16 protein-coding genes and 1 pseudogene are annotated in these 16498 nt (G+C 35.1%); 15 read left to right on the top strand and 2 right to left on the bottom strand.

Features of this window, described 5'->3' with window-relative positions; translation table 11 throughout:
- The first annotated feature begins 26 nt into the window (after window positions 1–26).
- Window positions 27–626 carry a glycosyltransferase gene (locus S3O_RS10275; protein WP_268869423.1) on the top strand — a complete coding sequence of 200 codons (600 nt, stop codon included), beginning with the start codon at window positions 27–29 and terminating at the stop codon, window positions 624–626.
- On the opposite strand, the gene S3O_RS0100450 is transcribed toward S3O_RS10275, so the two are convergent.
- Window positions 559–1764 carry a hypothetical protein gene (locus tag S3O_RS0100450; RefSeq protein ID WP_010597076.1) on the bottom strand — a complete coding sequence of 402 codons (1206 nt, stop codon included), beginning with the start codon at window positions 1762–1764 and terminating at the stop codon, window positions 559–561. The genes S3O_RS10275 and S3O_RS0100450 overlap by 68 nt on opposite strands.
- Window positions 1754–2773 (bottom strand): UDP-glucose 4-epimerase GalE, encoded by a 1020-nt coding sequence (gene galE / locus S3O_RS0100455; protein ID WP_010597077.1) that lies wholly within the window; start codon window positions 2771–2773, stop codon window positions 1754–1756. Before galE ends, S3O_RS0100450 begins: the two co-directional genes overlap by 11 nt.
- A gap of 933 nt (window positions 2774–3706) precedes the next feature.
- Between galE and S3O_RS0100460 the strand changes: the two genes are divergently transcribed.
- From S3O_RS0100460 to S3O_RS16890, 14 genes and pseudogenes are all read left to right on the top strand, one after another.
- Complete coding sequence (locus tag S3O_RS0100460; RefSeq protein ID WP_010597078.1) at window positions 3707–5293, top strand: hypothetical protein; 1587 nt, start codon at window positions 3707–3709, stop codon at window positions 5291–5293.
- Between the two features lie 503 nt (window positions 5294–5796).
- Window positions 5797–6171, top strand: a complete 375-nt coding sequence (locus S3O_RS0100470) for a hypothetical protein (protein WP_010597080.1) — start codon at window positions 5797–5799, stop codon at window positions 6169–6171.
- Between the two features lie 329 nt (window positions 6172–6500).
- Window positions 6501–6578 (top strand): annotated as a pseudogene (locus S3O_RS20605) (hypothetical protein); the annotation flags it as partial.
- A gap of 96 nt (window positions 6579–6674) precedes the next feature.
- Window positions 6675–7085, top strand: a complete 411-nt coding sequence (locus tag S3O_RS0100480) for a hypothetical protein (RefSeq protein ID WP_010597081.1) — start codon at window positions 6675–6677, stop codon at window positions 7083–7085.
- The gene (locus S3O_RS0100485) at window positions 7051–9450 is read left to right on the top strand and encodes a hypothetical protein (protein WP_010597082.1); all 2400 of its coding nucleotides are present in this window, start codon (window positions 7051–7053) and stop codon (window positions 9448–9450) included. Before S3O_RS0100480 ends, S3O_RS0100485 begins: the two co-directional genes overlap by 35 nt.
- 323 nt (window positions 9451–9773) lie before the next feature.
- Window positions 9774–10154, top strand: coding sequence for a hypothetical protein (locus S3O_RS0100490; protein ID WP_010597083.1), 381 nt, complete (start codon window positions 9774–9776; stop codon window positions 10152–10154).
- Between the two features lie 458 nt (window positions 10155–10612).
- A complete protein-coding gene (locus tag S3O_RS17640; RefSeq protein ID WP_192805836.1) occupies window positions 10613–10888 on the top strand; it encodes a hypothetical protein in 276 nt (91 codons plus the stop codon).
- Complete coding sequence (locus S3O_RS12960) at window positions 10851–11930, top strand: MFS transporter (RefSeq protein WP_192805837.1); 1080 nt, start codon at window positions 10851–10853, stop codon at window positions 11928–11930. The genes S3O_RS17640 and S3O_RS12960 overlap by 38 nt, the downstream gene beginning before the upstream one ends.
- Window positions 11931–11950: 20 nt before the next feature.
- Window positions 11951–13255: a Tol-Pal system beta propeller repeat protein TolB gene (gene tolB, locus S3O_RS0100500; RefSeq protein ID WP_010597084.1), complete on the top strand. Its 1305-nt coding sequence runs from the start codon at window positions 11951–11953 to the stop codon at window positions 13253–13255.
- A gap of 39 nt (window positions 13256–13294) precedes the next feature.
- Window positions 13295–13843, top strand: a complete 549-nt coding sequence (pal, locus tag S3O_RS0100505; RefSeq protein WP_010597085.1) for a peptidoglycan-associated lipoprotein Pal — start codon at window positions 13295–13297, stop codon at window positions 13841–13843.
- Window positions 13844–13864: 21 nt separating this feature from the next.
- On the top strand, window positions 13865–14782 hold the full coding sequence (gene ybgF, locus S3O_RS0100510) for a tol-pal system protein YbgF (protein WP_010597086.1): 918 nt from the start codon (window positions 13865–13867) through the stop codon (window positions 14780–14782).
- Between the two features lie 121 nt (window positions 14783–14903).
- On the top strand, window positions 14904–15683 hold the full coding sequence (truA, locus tag S3O_RS0100515) for a tRNA pseudouridine(38-40) synthase TruA (protein ID WP_010597087.1): 780 nt from the start codon (window positions 14904–14906) through the stop codon (window positions 15681–15683).
- Between the two features lie 169 nt (window positions 15684–15852).
- Window positions 15853–15990 carry a hypothetical protein gene (locus tag S3O_RS16885; protein WP_156792659.1) on the top strand — a complete coding sequence of 46 codons (138 nt, stop codon included), beginning with the start codon at window positions 15853–15855 and terminating at the stop codon, window positions 15988–15990.
- 21 nt (window positions 15991–16011) lie between these two features.
- Window positions 16012–16458: a hypothetical protein gene (locus S3O_RS16890; protein WP_010597088.1), complete on the top strand. Its 447-nt coding sequence runs from the start codon at window positions 16012–16014 to the stop codon at window positions 16456–16458.
- Window positions 16459–16498: the final 40 nt, after the last annotated feature.

The following is a 16498-nucleotide window of genomic DNA, read 5'->3' on the forward strand; positions in this document are numbered from 1 at the left end:
GCTGCTTCGAGCTTCCAGGGGAAGGTATTGATTTAGAAAAGTTCCGATTTTCACCTATAATAAAGGTAAATATATTTACTTTTTTATTTATAGGTCGTTTTATTAAAGATAAGGGTGTTTTGGAATTAATCGAAGCGTGTCGAAAAATGAAAAAGAGGCAGGTTAACTTTCAAGTAATATTTATTGCTCCTCTTGATAAAGAGAATCCAACTAGCTTACATCATGATATTTCACTAAAAGATTTGGATAAGCTGGGAATAGAATATATCCCTTATGTTTCTGATGTGAGAGCATATATTAGAAAAAGTCATTGTGTCGTTTTGCCTAGTTATGGTGAAGGGATGCCACTATCTTTATTAGAAGGAATGGCGATAGGCAGACCTATTATCACTACAAATGTTCCAGGATGTAAAGATTTAGTAAATAATAATGGATTGCTGGTTAGTGTCAAATCGACCGAATTTTTATATGAAGCTATGTTAGCTATGACAGGAAAAGATTTAGTATCATTACAGAATATGGGATTAAATGGAAGAAAATTTGTTGAGAAAAAATACTCTATTTTTTACGTATTAAATAAGTATCAAGAGTTAATAGACAATATAAAAGATAAAAGAAAGGAATAAAATTTAAAAGTAATTTAGGTATTTTTCCATATAAATAGCCAGAGGGCCAGCCAGAGTGTTTCATTTTGATTTTTTTTGGGCTAAGAAGTAAACCGGCGCCATAAAGATTATTGAAATATGTATTTTTATAAAAATAGACTAGTGCCTCATTAGGTCTCCAAACTATATTTATTAATTTTTTTCTATGCCGCTTAATATTTAGAATAGGTTGATTATATTGCTTTATTTCATCTAATACCGCTTGTTGGAAGGGTAGAATAATTTGCTTAGTAAGCACCTCTTGTTTTTTACATTCTATTTTTTGGTATAAAGGAGTAATATTTTTTTCATTTGTACCATGATATCCCAAAACACTATGAGTACTATTATTACATAAAATTTCTAATGGCAATACAAACCTTAATAAACATTCATATATAGAAAAAAATTTAGATTCATTTCCATTAAATAAAAATGCTTTTTTATATTTATTTACTGAAGTATCACTTTTAAAAAAATGTAGACCTAAGTAAAAACCATAAATAGTTTGTAATGGGCAAATTTGAGATAGATTATCTTGTATGCTACCCCGCCATCCAATATCAACAATAGCTACTTCTGGTGTATCAAAGAACCTTTGCTTTGTTAAGTAACACTCTAATTTATATTTAGATTCATTAATTGCTTCTTCTATGATAGAAAGAACTTTTTTATTTTTTAAGAACGATTGGAAAATTTTGTCACGAGCAATATAGTGTATGATGCTATCATATTTGTAACCTGTTTGTTCGAATATCTCCTTTAATTGTAGGTTATTTTGTAATGAAATTGAGTAAAAAAAAGATTCAGCGGATTGATGTGGGAACATGTCCCATAACCTTTGAAATGGATTTTTTTGTTCAAGATTGATGGAGGGTAAAAACGTGGCCACTCTACTTACTTCTAGAATACATAAATCAATTTCATTTGATAGTCTTTTATTTAATTGGCTGGCTACTCTATGAAAAAAAATACCTTCTCTAGTAAAAAAAAATACTTTTTTGATATTTAATAAATTAACCTGTTCCAGGATCCAAGAGCAATAATCATAAAATAGATGACTACATACCTTTCCATAATTTTTTGCTTTTATCGTAAGTGGATTTTGTTTATTTTTCATCAATAAGACCTATTTTTGAATTTGGAAATAGATACTTATGTGATAAAAATTCGGACCGGAGTATTTGATCGATTGGGTTATCACCATACATCGATTTCCATCCTAATTTTTCTATAATTCGTTTTGTATTTGCTACTGAGAATACAATATCACCCTTTCTTCTTGGTCCAATTGAATAGTTTATATCGGTAGAAACTAAATGGCTCATTTTCTTATAGATGTCAAAAACTGAATTTCCTACACCGGATCCAATATTGAATCTATCACTAATAAGTTTAGTTGAACGTTCTAGACAGTTAATTGCGTTAATATGTGCATTCGCTACATCCATAATATGAACATAATCACGAACACAGGTACCATCTTGGGTGTCATAATCATTTCCATTGATTATAAATGGGTATCCTGATAATAGGTTAATTATTGATTTTTGAATAAGTGTGTTTTTTTGAGGTGGATTAAAATAACTTGTATATTTTTTATGCTGTCCTGCAACATTAAAATAACGAAATATAATGCAGTTTATATAGTTTTTTTGACAAAATTCATATAGATATAGCTCTGCTTTATATTTAGATTTTCCGTATGGGCTAATCGGGTTAATATATCCATCCTCATCAATTTTATAATCATTGTTATTACAATATACAGCGGCAGTTGAGGCAAAGATAAAATTTTTAACATTATATTTTTGTGCTGTGTTGATCAAAGATATGGTATTGATTAAATTCTCTTGATGGTATAAATCAGGATGTTTTATCGATTCTTCAACGGAAGTTTTAGCAGCTAAATGTATTATAATTTCAAAATTATATTTGCGTAATATATAGTCAATAAATTTAACATTACCAATATCTTCTTCTAAATATTCGACACCAGGTGTTATGTTTTTTCTATTTCCTGTTGAAAAATTATCAATAATTACTTGTTGATGTTTTTTTTCATTAAGTAATGAGACAACATGACTTCCTATATATCCACATCCACCGGTGACTAAAATATTTGCCATCTTATCTCCTATATTAGTAAGTAACTTTATTCTTATCAAGATAAATTTACAAGACATCGATATTATTAAATTTATCTTGATAACGAGTATTATTTTAAAAAATACTCAGAATTCTTATATAGTAAACGAATATTCAATCTATTTCATTAATTTTATTATGTATATCAATGATATCCTATTGTAAATAGCAGGAAAATCTATTGTTTAAATTTTTACATATGATTACTTTTTGAATAAGAGTTAAAAAAATGACAGAAAATTTTTTTATTATAGATTTATATCTATAATTTTGATGTACAATAAATATATTTTTTTAATCATTAATAGCTAAGTATGCGATAAAAAAAGTAAGATATTATTAAGTGTAAACGTGTGTAGTAAAAATCGAATAATTTACGAAGGTGGATGCATTGATACAAAAAGTAGGTAATGTATTATGCCATAAAATGATTGCAGCAGCCTTTAGATATATAAATTCTATCTAATTACGTACAAAAATCGTGTATTTTTCTAATTTTAGTTCAATTAATAGGATTAATTTGCTGACACGATGAATAAAATCCTTATAAAAGCTTATAATTTTTATATTTATTGAAAATGATTAAAGCTATTTAGTCATTAGATTAATTTCAGTTGTATAATCCGTTCAGTTATAAATTTTTTGCTTACTATTGTTCGGAGAATGTTTAGTTTGTGTTAAGTGATATAATTTATCTTTTATGAAAGTCATCATTTTTATTAACTAGATCAATACGAATTGTTGATTACTAAAGGTAAATCAATAAATATAAGACATAAATTTTATGTATGTAATTTTTGATAAAACACTAGATTAATTTTTATTTATGTTGGATAATAAGATTTATTATAAATAGTAAATCTTAAGCATAAAGTAAAAATGAATTTTCTTCTTTATTTATCATGGAATAGATGATGCCTTATAATTACCCTACCCCTTTGATTGACCCATTTTTTTCACAAAAGCTATTAACAACTAAGCCAACACAACAATTGTTTGAATTAGAAGAACAATTACATCAAAAAATAGAAAAATTGTACGAAAGTTTATCAGTAAAAAGTGCAATTTATTATGAGGGAAGTGCAAGCGGGGCAGCATTAACTGCGTTTGCACAGTCTAATACGTTTGATCATCTCATTGCACAGTTGGAAGTTTGTATTACACAGCTGAAAATTTTTTGTGATACACAATCAATTACGATTCTACATTCTGCAAATCTTGAATCTGGGGCGTCATTATTAACTACATTTTTTGAAAAATTAAAAACAGATTATTTTTCAGATCGTCTTGCCTTACTTTATAGTTATGGTAAGAAATATTTAGAAACAATTGCTATTTTCATTAATGAAGAAAAAATTGATTTAGCTTTTCGAATGATACAAATTAATCAGTTGCTCAGTGACCAAGGTTTAACTCAATCTTGTGCAGAAGGTTGTTTTACACGTCTCCAAAATGCTGCAGAAAACTTTAAAAATTATGGTATTTTTGAAGTACCTGTTTTATTTAAACGCTATATTCAAAGGATTGTAGATGATATTATTCATCGGCCGATTTATTTGGGTGGGATCGAAAATATTGCAAATAAAATAGCTAAATTAATGAAATTCTCTCCGGAGGCATTTGAAATTCATGGCCGAAATTATGCATTAAAAACTTTTAAAGAAAGCTTTAATCTTGATCTCATTGAGTTGGTAGAAGATAATTATATTCAGAGAATAGAGCTATTTTTATCTCAGCATACCGAAGAAAAGATCGCTTTAGAGTCCGACTTTCATTATTTATATCATTATTTGCTACAAGAAGCGACTACAGCGGGTTGGATTCAATATTTAAGCGAAGAAATTAGTTCTTCGATTCCTAAAAAAGCAGATTATATGACGCGTATTGAGTTTCTTGAAAAAACTGCTTTACAAACTATTGGGTCTGATCCACAATTTAGTCTAAGGGAAGTTCTTGAAGAAGAAACCGGTTCAGTTAAATCAAATAAATATTTGACGATTACATTAATGGAACGCTTATTGAATTCGGGTTGGCTCGAACTTAACTTAGCTAAATTATTAATTAAAGATAGTCTTTTTTCACATAGGAATAAAGTATGGTTTAGTTTTATTCCTTTTCAGCCATTCACTGAAAATTATAAGATTTTTTATAATAATTTAGAATTAAGCTGGTTAAAAGTAGGAGAGGAGAGACTATTATTAATTGATTTACTTAATCACAAGGAAGGAATACAACGTATTAAAGCCTTGCATTCTGATCAAGCGGTACTCTTAAATAATCTATTGCAAACACCGAAAGATTTAACAACGTTTTTAAATTATATCCAATTATCTTCTCCTGAGACGGTAATTAATTGGCTAAGATTTGATGAGACAGTTATTACAAAAGCTTTAAGTTATTATCGATCGGAATCTACAACAGCACTTTCAACAGCACTTTTAGAACCAATACTTTATGTAGCTGGAAACTTAGATAAAAAAGTCGATCTTTTTTTTAGATAGAATTGTTAGTTTTAAAACTTTAAGAGAATTATTACAAGAGAAAATTCGGATACTTAGCAGTTTAGTTGCAAATAATAATGCAGTCGACATTATAAATGCACTGATTCGAAAATCAATTAGTATTGGTGCCGAAGACTTTTCTCAATTTATTTTTTATAAAAATAAACAGCATGTTGAAAAAACTTGCTATTTAAATCAAATTAATTTTTATATGTCAGAATGGACAATGACGCAGTTTAAAGAAGAGGTGTATTCTTGTCATTTTTATAAAATGAGATTAAAAGATAATTTTTTTTATAGTCATCTTGTTTTTTCAATGTTTGTAGAGACAATAATTGAAGATTCTTTTTTTTATGATAGTGTTATTCGATGTAGTTTTTATTTGGCTCATTTGAATAATTTATCTTTTTATCAAGCTGTTTTGAATACTAATTTTAATGATTCAATTTTAGTTAAATTAATTTAGAAATGTAATACAAAACTGTGTTTTTAAAAAATCTAGGATGTTAATTAATCAATTTTTAGATATTGTGAGTAGCGCAAATTTTAATATGGCGCATATGGAAAATGTTTTATTTAATAAAATAATAATGAATAGTCGTTTTCATTTCGCACATTTAGAATGTGTTAGCTTTTATGGAGAGATTAGTAAATGTAGTTTTGCATCTGCTTATTTTATAAAAATTAATTTTCATAATAGTATGATTGAAAGTAATTGTAAGCTAGTTGATCTAGATGAAGTAAATTTTTATAAAGAAGTAAATCAAGTTAATTTTGATGCCGCTCAATTCAGATGTGTTAATTTTCAAGATAAAATGTTTAAATGTATTTTTAATCGAGCAAAACAGACAGATGTTGTTTTTTTAAGGCAATTATAGAATCACCTTTTATAGGTGCGACATTAAATAAAGTCACTTTTCGTGATAAGGTGGAGCATTGTGATTTTACGACGGCGTATCTGGATGAAGTTCATTTTTTAGGAATGCTAGCTCAAATTAAATTTAATGAGAGTGTTTTAAAAAAATCTAGTTTTTAGGAAATATTTATCGTTCAGATTTTAGCGGGACGATAGTACAAGAAAGTAAGTTAGAAGACTTAGTGATAAAAAATACCAAATTTAATAAAGTGGATATTAGTGAAGTTGATTTTTCAGGTACTTTTTTTAATTTAAAGTAAAAATTTTAAGTTCAAACTAAATTTAGAGAAAATTAGTTTCAGAAAATCCATATTTGAACAAGTAAATTTTAATCATTGCGAATTAAGTTACGTTAGTTTTAGAAACGCAAATTTTAATCAAAAAGTTGAGTTTAAAGGTACGTCATTTAAAAATGTTGATTTTGGTTATTGTAATCTTTCTCATGTAAAATTTGAATTATTTTTCATGAAAGAAATAAATTTAAAAAAAGCAATTATCAATGTAGAGCAGCTTTTTGATATTTTTTATTATCATAATATTCATGATTTTTCCGATGTTTTTTTAAGTGATCCTGAAATGGTTTCTGAACATTTTTTATCGGTTTATGGGCAGCGTACATTACGTAACGTGATTCTTTCTGAATCACTTTTTCTAGGACTCATTGCTTTAGGATTTAAGAATTTCCAAGAAACGAACTTAAGTGATCTAACAAAAGATCAATTTATCCCTTTTTATCATAATCCAGCTTATAATTTTGAAAATATTATTTTTCCTCGAAATTGGAATGAGCAGGAACCTATCATCAGTCATTCTACAGAAAACACAGAAGAAATAAGTGATATTGCGCACTGTTTACCCGAAAAAAGAAGACGGTAATCGTGAAAAAGAATACTCACGAGTGATTCAAAAAATTAGTATTGATCAAGCCGCTTTTACTGCAGTATTACGACAAACCGTTTCGTTACAAAAACGAAAACAGTTGATGCAATTGGCACAGTTTGTGACAAGCGAAAGTAATGAATTGCCGAGTTTAGTTTATTGGCGAAATGCTCAAAAAATCAAACAACATTTTACCTATGTCGATAAACTATTGAAAGGGGTGAGTCAGGGGCTCATTTATGAAGAAATTTTTCAAGAATTAATTCGCGGTGATTATAAACATGTTTGTTTAAATTTTGGTGTCATCGGTGGGAGTATTGTTAGCTCTAAGTTCGCCAAGGCGTTGGTCAAACGAGGAGAAAAATTGACCCTTGCAAATAAAGTTATTTTAGGCCGGACCTTAAAAATCATGGCCCCTTTTGTGAGAGGCACACCCATTTCTGCTTATCTTATCTATGATTTGATCCAACAAGCAGAGGCCTTAAAAGCTGGAGATCTTGAAGCGTTGGTCAGTTTAATCAGTGATGGTTTGTTTATTGGGATTGAGACCGCTGAAATGGGTATTGAAATTACCGAAATGATGGGTTTGATTGTCGATGTGTCTTCTTTTACTGGGCCATTAGGTGAGACACTGGCCGCACTGATTTTTTTAGGCACTCAGGGTTACTTTGCAGCCAAAAAAGTGTGGAAAATAGAAAATTTAATTTCATTATCGAATTGGCAAGTTTTTGTAGAGGGGCTTTATGCTTTCCTCGGAATCGATCCACCTATTCATATCCAATCTCTTTTACAATTGGATCAGGCTTATACCGCTTACAAAGAGAACATTTATCGTTTTTTAGAAGCCAACCCTAAAGTTAAACACTATATTGTTCCGAGTATTGATATTCAATTTGATCAAAAATCAAAATCGCTTTTGAATGATTCGGTATTGAATGTTTCTCCTTCGCTAGTCAAAACTTCAGTCTATGCAGATGAGAATAGTTTTGTTTGGTTAGTCAAAGAGCCACAAGTGGGTTGGCTTTTTAATGATATGAATCCACTTAAAAATCATATCAATCATCAAGATTTATTTTGTAACCCTTATAAAATAAATCTTGATGAAAATAGAACTCGAATTTGTGATAGAGCTTTAGTGATAAAAAATCCTTGGGCAAAACAAGAGGGCACTTATACGCTGTGGCGTTTGGGGGAAGGGCATGATAGCGGTTATAGTTATTTGCCAGATATCAATACGTTTATTGTGAATGAGGGTTATAAAATATATAAAGGTTCTAATCAATCCGACATTTTTATATTAGATGGATCGTTGATTTTGGGGTTTTTAGATGCTGATCAAGGGGTTGATACACTGGATTTAAACTATTATGCGCCGAGTCAAAAAAATATCATGATCGATTGTTATGAGGGAACGTTGCTTTATAATGATACTGCACCGTTATATCTGCGTCGTTTTGAACGAATTTTAGGGCGTACAAAAAAGTGGGATACTTTACTTGTTTCATCAGAAGTAGAGTTCATTGATTTACGTGGCGGAGACAAACCGTATTTTGACGAGATTAAGATTCCTGAGCGTTTATCGCCTAAAACGAAAATAGAGATGATGGTTTGGCCAGAGACTATCGTGAATAATAAAGCTACACAAGGTTCTTTTGATTACATTCTTTCAGTGGATCGTCAATCCTACACATCGACTCAGATAGAAGGTTGGTCTATCTTATTATTCTCGGAAAATAAGACATCCAATCAAAATCGTTTTTTCTTCCAATGTTATTTTCATGAACTCAATGCCATTCAAATGAGTCCTTCCGAGGTAGAGCTGACTTTTTATTTTTCACTTAAAAATGCTTCCGTATCTAATTTTAAGACAACTATCGTTTATCCTCCGCTACAAGCAGAGTATATTTTCATGGACCATACTCAAATACAAATCGGTGAAGAGGATCATTTTTATGCTTTTCATCAAAGTAATCAGTCGGTTTCACAATTAATTACTACTTATAATATGACATTAGTCTTATACCAAGCGTTGGAGAATGAAATAATTGTTATTGGTCGGTCACTACCAGAAGTGTTTTTTAACGATGTGAACACAACTAAAACGCATTTAGTGGGGAATGGGGGCAACAATACTTATGTGATAGCCGGCAATACCGATCTAAATACTAACCGTGCTTATGAAGTCGTTTTGTATGATTTTGCAGAACCTGGGCACCAAACGTTAGATTTACGTTTATTGAATAAACAATTTCCAGGGGGGGTCTTAGAAAATCCAGAGTTGAGTGTAATGTTAATGAATATAGCAGATGATTTGCAATTATTTATACACCGAACCGCAGAACAAAAAAAATTTCATCTTTAAGAATAACATTTCGAAACGGGCTCAATTGGTATCAACGACTGAGTATATTATGCAATCACGTTCCTCTTCATCTTGTACAAAGCGCAGAGACAGTTTGGCGTCTGCAACCTTTACCGCTCTATTTTAATGCGCAACAGAATATTTTAATTATTACCCAGGATGATGTAGAAAGAGAAAATAAGATTGTTCTTGATCGAAAAGAAGGGCAGTATCAATTTTATCGTGATGCATCCGATCTTTGGCTAACCAATTGGTTTAATTATCCACAAAATAAAACTGAATTATATAGTTTGCTTTTTAAAGAGTTTTATCTTCACGATAAAATGCGTACCTTAACCTTAACTTTTTCAGACGCGACACTTAAAATAATAGATTTAAAGGATGCGATTGATAATGCGGCTAATTTGAATGAGCGTTTAATTGCGCTAGAGCAAGCGACTTGGCAGGTATTACTTTCCTCCCCAGAGAGTGCGTTAACCAGTCATAATCAGACAAAATCCAGCACACGTCGCCGCCGCGCCAATCAACCTAGTCGTTCAGAGAAAGAAACTCAAGTTGATTCTACCGTATCCTATCGTCAACGTAATGCGCAATCTTTTTGGGCTCAACAAATTGCTGCGCATGCAGATCAAACAACGCGGTTTATAATAGAGGAACAAAAAAATCCACCCAAGCTTCTCTCTCCCTATTTTTTAGTACATTAAGGAAAAGGAATTCATTTCTACCCAACAATATGATTGCAGTGAACGATACGTTTAATAAGACATCCTGTGAATCTTTGTCTACTTCGCAGCGTATAACACATGAAACATTTGATTTAAAGAATACAATGACTTATCCATCGGTTCCGATTATCGATATTCTTGAGCTGCTTAATTTTTGGGTTCGACGTTATTGTTTTTCTTCTAATAATTCGAAATCAAATTGCTCCGTAGAAAAGTCAGCGCTGAAAAATAGGACCTAAGCAGCTGATTTTTTTGTGCGTAGGAGTCCATTAAAAAATGATTCAGACTCCGCGATGGTTTCTCTTGAGAAAAAGACAAGCATTCCCTCTATGCTAGTTAGACTAAAGTAGAGCATCGTGACACACCAAGTATTTTAAACGAGCTTGCCAATAAAGACCTTCTCTGTTTACTATTAGAACATTTATACAATAAAAAAGTTGAATCTATTATACAATAAAATTGAATCTATTTTTAATAGCGAGTGGTTCCGTCATCACCTTCATATTATGCAAAAACGATATTATCCTTGGCTTATCTGGGGTCTTGCTGCCAGTGCCTTCTTTATAGAATATTTCGCACGTGTTGCGCCTGGCGTGATGGTTGACCATCTGATGCATGATTTTCAGGTTCATGCCTTGGCATCTTATCGGCTTTTTTTATTATGCTTATGTCGGCATGCAAATCCCGGTCGGGTTATTATTCGATCGGTTTAGCGTACGTTGGTTATTAACGAGTATGATTGCGCTTTGTGCTTTAGGTTGTTTTTTATTTAGTTGGAGTCATACCCTTTTTTTAGCGTCACTCGCGCGCTTTATGATGGGTTTGGGTGCGGCATTTGCTTTTGTGGGTGCACTGAAGATTGTTTCGCTTTGGTTTCCCTCACATCGTTTTGGATTATTAGCGGGATTAACCCAAGCCGTCGGCATGTTTGGGGCAGCGTTGGGACAGATGCCGATGGCGTATTTAGTTGGGAAAGTAGGTTGGCGAACGACTTTGCAATTAATTGCTGGAGTGATGTTGGTCTTGGCAGCGACGATCGCGCTACTGGTACGTGACCGTACGTTACAAATCGTCAATTCAGGACTCAAAGCGACGGTGGGACATACTCCTTGGTCTGGATTATGCGTAGTTCTACAAAATCCACAAAGTTGGTGGAATGCGCTGTTTGCGGGATTACTTTATGCACCAACGGCGGCACTAGCCGAATTATGGGGGGTTAAATTTTTTAGTCAAACTTATCATTTAAGTAATGAAGTCGCCGCAATGGCGGTTGGTTTAATTTTCATTGGTTGGGGGATAGGCGGTCCTTTAACGGGATGGCTGTCTGATCGATTGCAGCGCCGTCGGATTATCTTAATTTTATCGGCTTTATTCAGTTTATTTTTTGCAAGCCTGATTTTATTCGTACCGCAGCTTCCATTAATGCTTTTATTTACCAGTCTCTTTCTTTATGGAGTCGCCAATACGGGGGTTGCGACGGCTTATGCGGTCGCTTCTGAAATTAATCCTTTATCTGTATCCGGTACTTCGGTCGCGTTTGCGAATATGGTCTCGATTATGGTAGGCGCCGCGTTTCAACCGCTGATTGGGGCGTTACTTGAAAAAAATTGGACCGGCGCCTTGTCAAACGAGGGGGTTCCCATTTATTCTGCTGCCGATTTCCATTCCGCTTTGCTGATTATTATATTCAGCTTAGTGGCCGCGCTCAGTGTTGCTTTTTTTATTCGCGAAACTCACGGTCAAAGAACACCATGAAACTATTTTGTCTATCCAGAATGTATTTGCGGGGCCAAAGGTTTTTTGGGCTCGTTTTGTTTATGTTGAGTGCCAGTAATGCCTCGGCGGCATTAAATTTGCAATTAACGCAGGGCATTTCGAATCAATTACCTATCGCAATCGTTGCTTTCTCGGGTGCAGAATCACTTGATAAAGAGCAAGATGTCAGTGACGTGATTCATAATGATTTAAAAAATAGTGGACAGTTTAAAGTACTGGCTTTTTCTTCTGGTCCACACCAGGCTGCGCAAATACGTGCGGCAGATTGGCAGCGTAAAAATGTCGATGATGTGATCATTGGTACGATTCAGCGTTTAACGGATGGGCGTTATCGGGTAAACGTTGCGCTTGTCAATGTTGCGCAGGGGAAAAGCCAAACGCTTTTCCAGCAGCAATGGACTGTGGCGGCTACTCAATTACGACGATTAGCTCATCATATCAGTGATCAGTTATATGAAAAACTAATCGGGATTCGTGGCGTCTTTTCAACACGAATCGCTTATATTCTCGTGACCGATAAACCTACCCGGCATCGTCAGTATAGTTTACAAGTCGCGGATATGGATGGACATAATGCAAAACCTTTATTGACTAGTACTCAGCCAATTATGTCACCGGCTTGGTCGCATGATGGAAAAAAAATTGCTTATGTTTCGTTTGAAAAAACACAACCCCGGATCTATATACAAACCGTCAGTACCGGAAAAAGGCAATTGGTGTCTGAATATCCGGGGATTAACGGTGCCCCCGCTTGGTCACCGGATGATAAGCAATTGGCTTTAGCGCTTTCTAAAGGTGCGGAAGCACCCAAGATTTATTACATGGATATCGCGACTCGAACGTTAAAGCAGTTGACTTATGGTTTATCCATTGACACGGAACCGAGCTTTTCACCCGATGGTCGAAGTTTACTATTTACTTCAGATCGTGGCGGTGGACCACAAATTTATCAATTAAATCTTCGTACTAAAAAGGTACAACGGGTAACGTTTGAGGGCTATTATAATGCGCGCGCTTCTTTTTCGGCGGATGGAAAAATGATTGTCATACTCAATCAAGAGCGAGGGGCGTATAATATTGCGGTTCAGGCATTGGGCGAGGAAAATATTGAACAAATTATAACCCACTCTGGTTACGATGCGTCTCCGAGTTTTGCACCCAATGGGCAAATGATTCTTTATGAGTCAAAACCTGGGCAACACAGTTTCTTGGGTATGGTTTCGACGGATGGTCGTATTGCCATACGCTTACCTGCACCGCAAGGTGACGTCCAAGATCCGACTTGGTCGCCATTTATGTCATAATAACTAAAATCGTTTGTAACATTTGATTGGGGATACATTATGTTGATTAAAAAAAGTTCAAAGGTCATCTCGCTCTTGGCTACTTTTCTTCTTTTAGCGGCTTGTGCAACGGAAAAGGGACAACTCGATGCGATGGATACCCATTCGTCACAAGAGGATGATCAAGCGCAGGTCCAGGGTGCGGATATGGAGGAAACCGAATTTGATGATCAGGGTGCTGTGCATCCGCTTAAAGTGGGTAATCAAATCTATTACTTTGCTTTTGACAAAAGCACACTACAATCTAGAGATATACCCTCATTAAAAGTACAAGCGCGCTACCTTTTAATGCATCCCCGTGCCAAAGTATTAATTGATGGGCATACCGATGAACGCGGGAGTCGTGAATATAACATTGGTTTAGGAAATCGACGTGCATTAAGTATCGCTCGTTTTTTACGGGCACAAGGAGTCAGTCAAAACCAAATTTTAACGGTCAGTTATGGTGCTGAAAAACCGGTGGCTTTTGGGCACAGTGAAGCAGACTATGCTCGCAATCGTCGTGCAAATTTACAGTATCAAACTCCGATTATTACGGATCAAGATTAATCACACTGAGGAAGCCACAGTATGCAACGGATGAAATTTATTTTTCTATTAATGATCCTGGGTTTTAGCTCCTTAGTTTATGCCGTTGCTCCCGTGGTAGATGCCTATGATGAGGAGGAGGATGACGACGGATCACCGCCGGCTGCGACCACTCACCGTCATCCCTCCGCGGCATCAAATACCGCGGCGACGTTTTCTCTGCCACAACGCGTCAGCATTCTTGAGCGTCAGATGAGTAATTTAAATCCTTTATCCGTGACCATCGATGATCTGACACAACAATTACAGGCACTGCAAGGTAAAGTCGAACAACAGCAGTTTCGTTTGAAACAGCTTGAAGAACAAATACGTATCCAATATCAGAATTTAGAGAAACGTTTCACTGAACAACAGAGTAAAGAAAAAATATCGGTATCTAAGTCGACTGTACACACGGTGGCTTCAGAACATTCTTCATCGCCATCGTCTACCGAGTCGGAAGCACCGAATTCATTCCATAAGAAATCAACTGTGGCGTCTACTCGTACGCCAGTGCCTACTCCAGCGAGTGAACGGGCTTATCAATCCGCTTTTCAACTTCTAAGAAGTAAGCAGTACTCTACGGCAATTGATGAATTTGAAGCGTTTATTAAAAAATATCCAAGTGATCTAAACCGAGCGAATGCGACTTATTTTTTAGGTCAACTCTATCTTTTGCAAGCCCAACCCGAGCGAGCGATTAATCAATTTAATCATTTTGTGAGTCACTATAGTCAAGATCCTCGTGTACCGGATGCGTTGTTGCAACTGGGTTTAGCTTATTTTGCAAAAGGTGATAAAACGGTTGCCATCGATATATTTAAAAAATTATTCAAACATATCCAGACACCTCGGCGGCTGAATCCGCTAAAGCGCGTATTCAACAATTTGCAGCGATGGTTTCAGCAGCGAATCATTTAGAGAAAAAAAAGAAAACGTGATATGAGCGATCAAGTAGGTCTGATGTGAATAAAAATCAGCGTCAAGTGGATGTTTACCCAAAATTTATTTATTTGAACTATTTGGCTGATAGACGTTTTCTATGCGAATAGCGTTGGGTATTTCCTATCAAGGAACGCATTATCATGGTTGGCAAGCGCAACCACAATTAGTGACCATTCAATCGACACTCGAGGCAGCGATTGCTCGAATTGCCAATCATCCAGTGGAATTAAGCTGCGCCGGTCGAACTGATAAAGGTGTGCATGCGTTGGGACAGGTTGGACATTTTGATACCGTTTCACATCGAGAAAAACGCGGCTGGTTACTTGGGATTAATACGTATCTTCCGCAAGATATTCGTGTTGATTGGGTCGAAGAAGTAGGGGAAGCGTTTCATGCACGTTTTTCAGCACTCTTTAGGCGATATCGTTACATTATTCGAAATCATTCGGCACCCAGCGCACTGTGGAATCAATATACCACGCATTATTATCGTCCTTTAGATGAACAGCGTATGCAAGAGGCGGCCATGTATTTAATTGGGGAGCATGATTTTAGTGCTTTTCGGGCAAGTAGTTGCCAATCGAAAACGCCGATTCGTGAAATTACTGAGTTAAGGGTTTTTCGACAAGCACATCGTGTGATGATTGACATCACTGCGAATGCTTTTTTGCATCATATGGTACGTAATATCGCTGCCGTATTAATGTTAATCGGTTCTGGGAAGCAATCTCCCAAATGGGCCGAAGAAGTACTACGTACTTGTGATCGTAGCCAAGCCGGGGTCACGGCGCCACCTAATGGTTTATATCTGTGTGAAGTGGGCTACCCGAACCCGTTTCGCTTGCCGTCACCGCAAGCCGAGGGATGGATAGACTAGCGTTTGCTTATTACCTCCATAATAATTACTTAATTTTTTGTAGCTACTTTATTTCGTCCTATTGATTATTGACGAGTAAAAAAGGTTACCCAATTTTATAAAAAAAAGATCGGTTCAATTACCTTTATGCCAAGACAAAATTCAGCAAGCGAAAGTTATTTCGAGTGTCTTGCTACAAATAGTCGTAGAAAAAGCACAACAAAATGCGCTGAATCAAAGTCAAATAAGACGACTGCTGGGCCATTTAATTCCGCTGTGGGCGTGTGGTTGGGTCTTGCAATCGGCAGATAACCCGTGCATGCGCTGATTGCTTGGGCATTAAATTTAGGTGCGCATAGGCTCAGTTACTCTGCTTGGACACATTGCTGTATGCGCGGCAAATAGCCCTCAAGAAAGCGAAGCACCTTCTTCTTTACAAGCGGTTGCCTCGGTCAATACCGATTTTTCTCATATCGGCACATTTCATGAACGTTCTCTACAGAGCCCACAGCGGATGACAGAACGCGTTATCTCCAAGCTTGTATTATTACTAGAAACAAATGAAGAAAAATCTGTTCCCGTTTCAGAGCCGATCTATAGTGCAATTAATGAATTAACTTCTGGTAGATCGGCGATGGCAAAAGAGAACATCGTCACGCATTCGACGCTTAAGATAAAGAGGATGTATCTGAAGCGGGCTATATGGATATGCGTGCGTCGCAAAAAAGAAGTCCAATACCGTTATCTTCTTCGTTACTGTATGCCGTTCCACAAAAACAACCTCAGCCAGTCCTAACAGAGATGGAGGAACAAAGTGAGAAAACCACCTATGTCTG

This window comes from Rickettsiella massiliensis 20B (genome assembly GCF_000257395.1).
GTDB lineage: Bacteria > Pseudomonadota > Gammaproteobacteria > Diplorickettsiales > Diplorickettsiaceae > Diplorickettsia > Diplorickettsia massiliensis.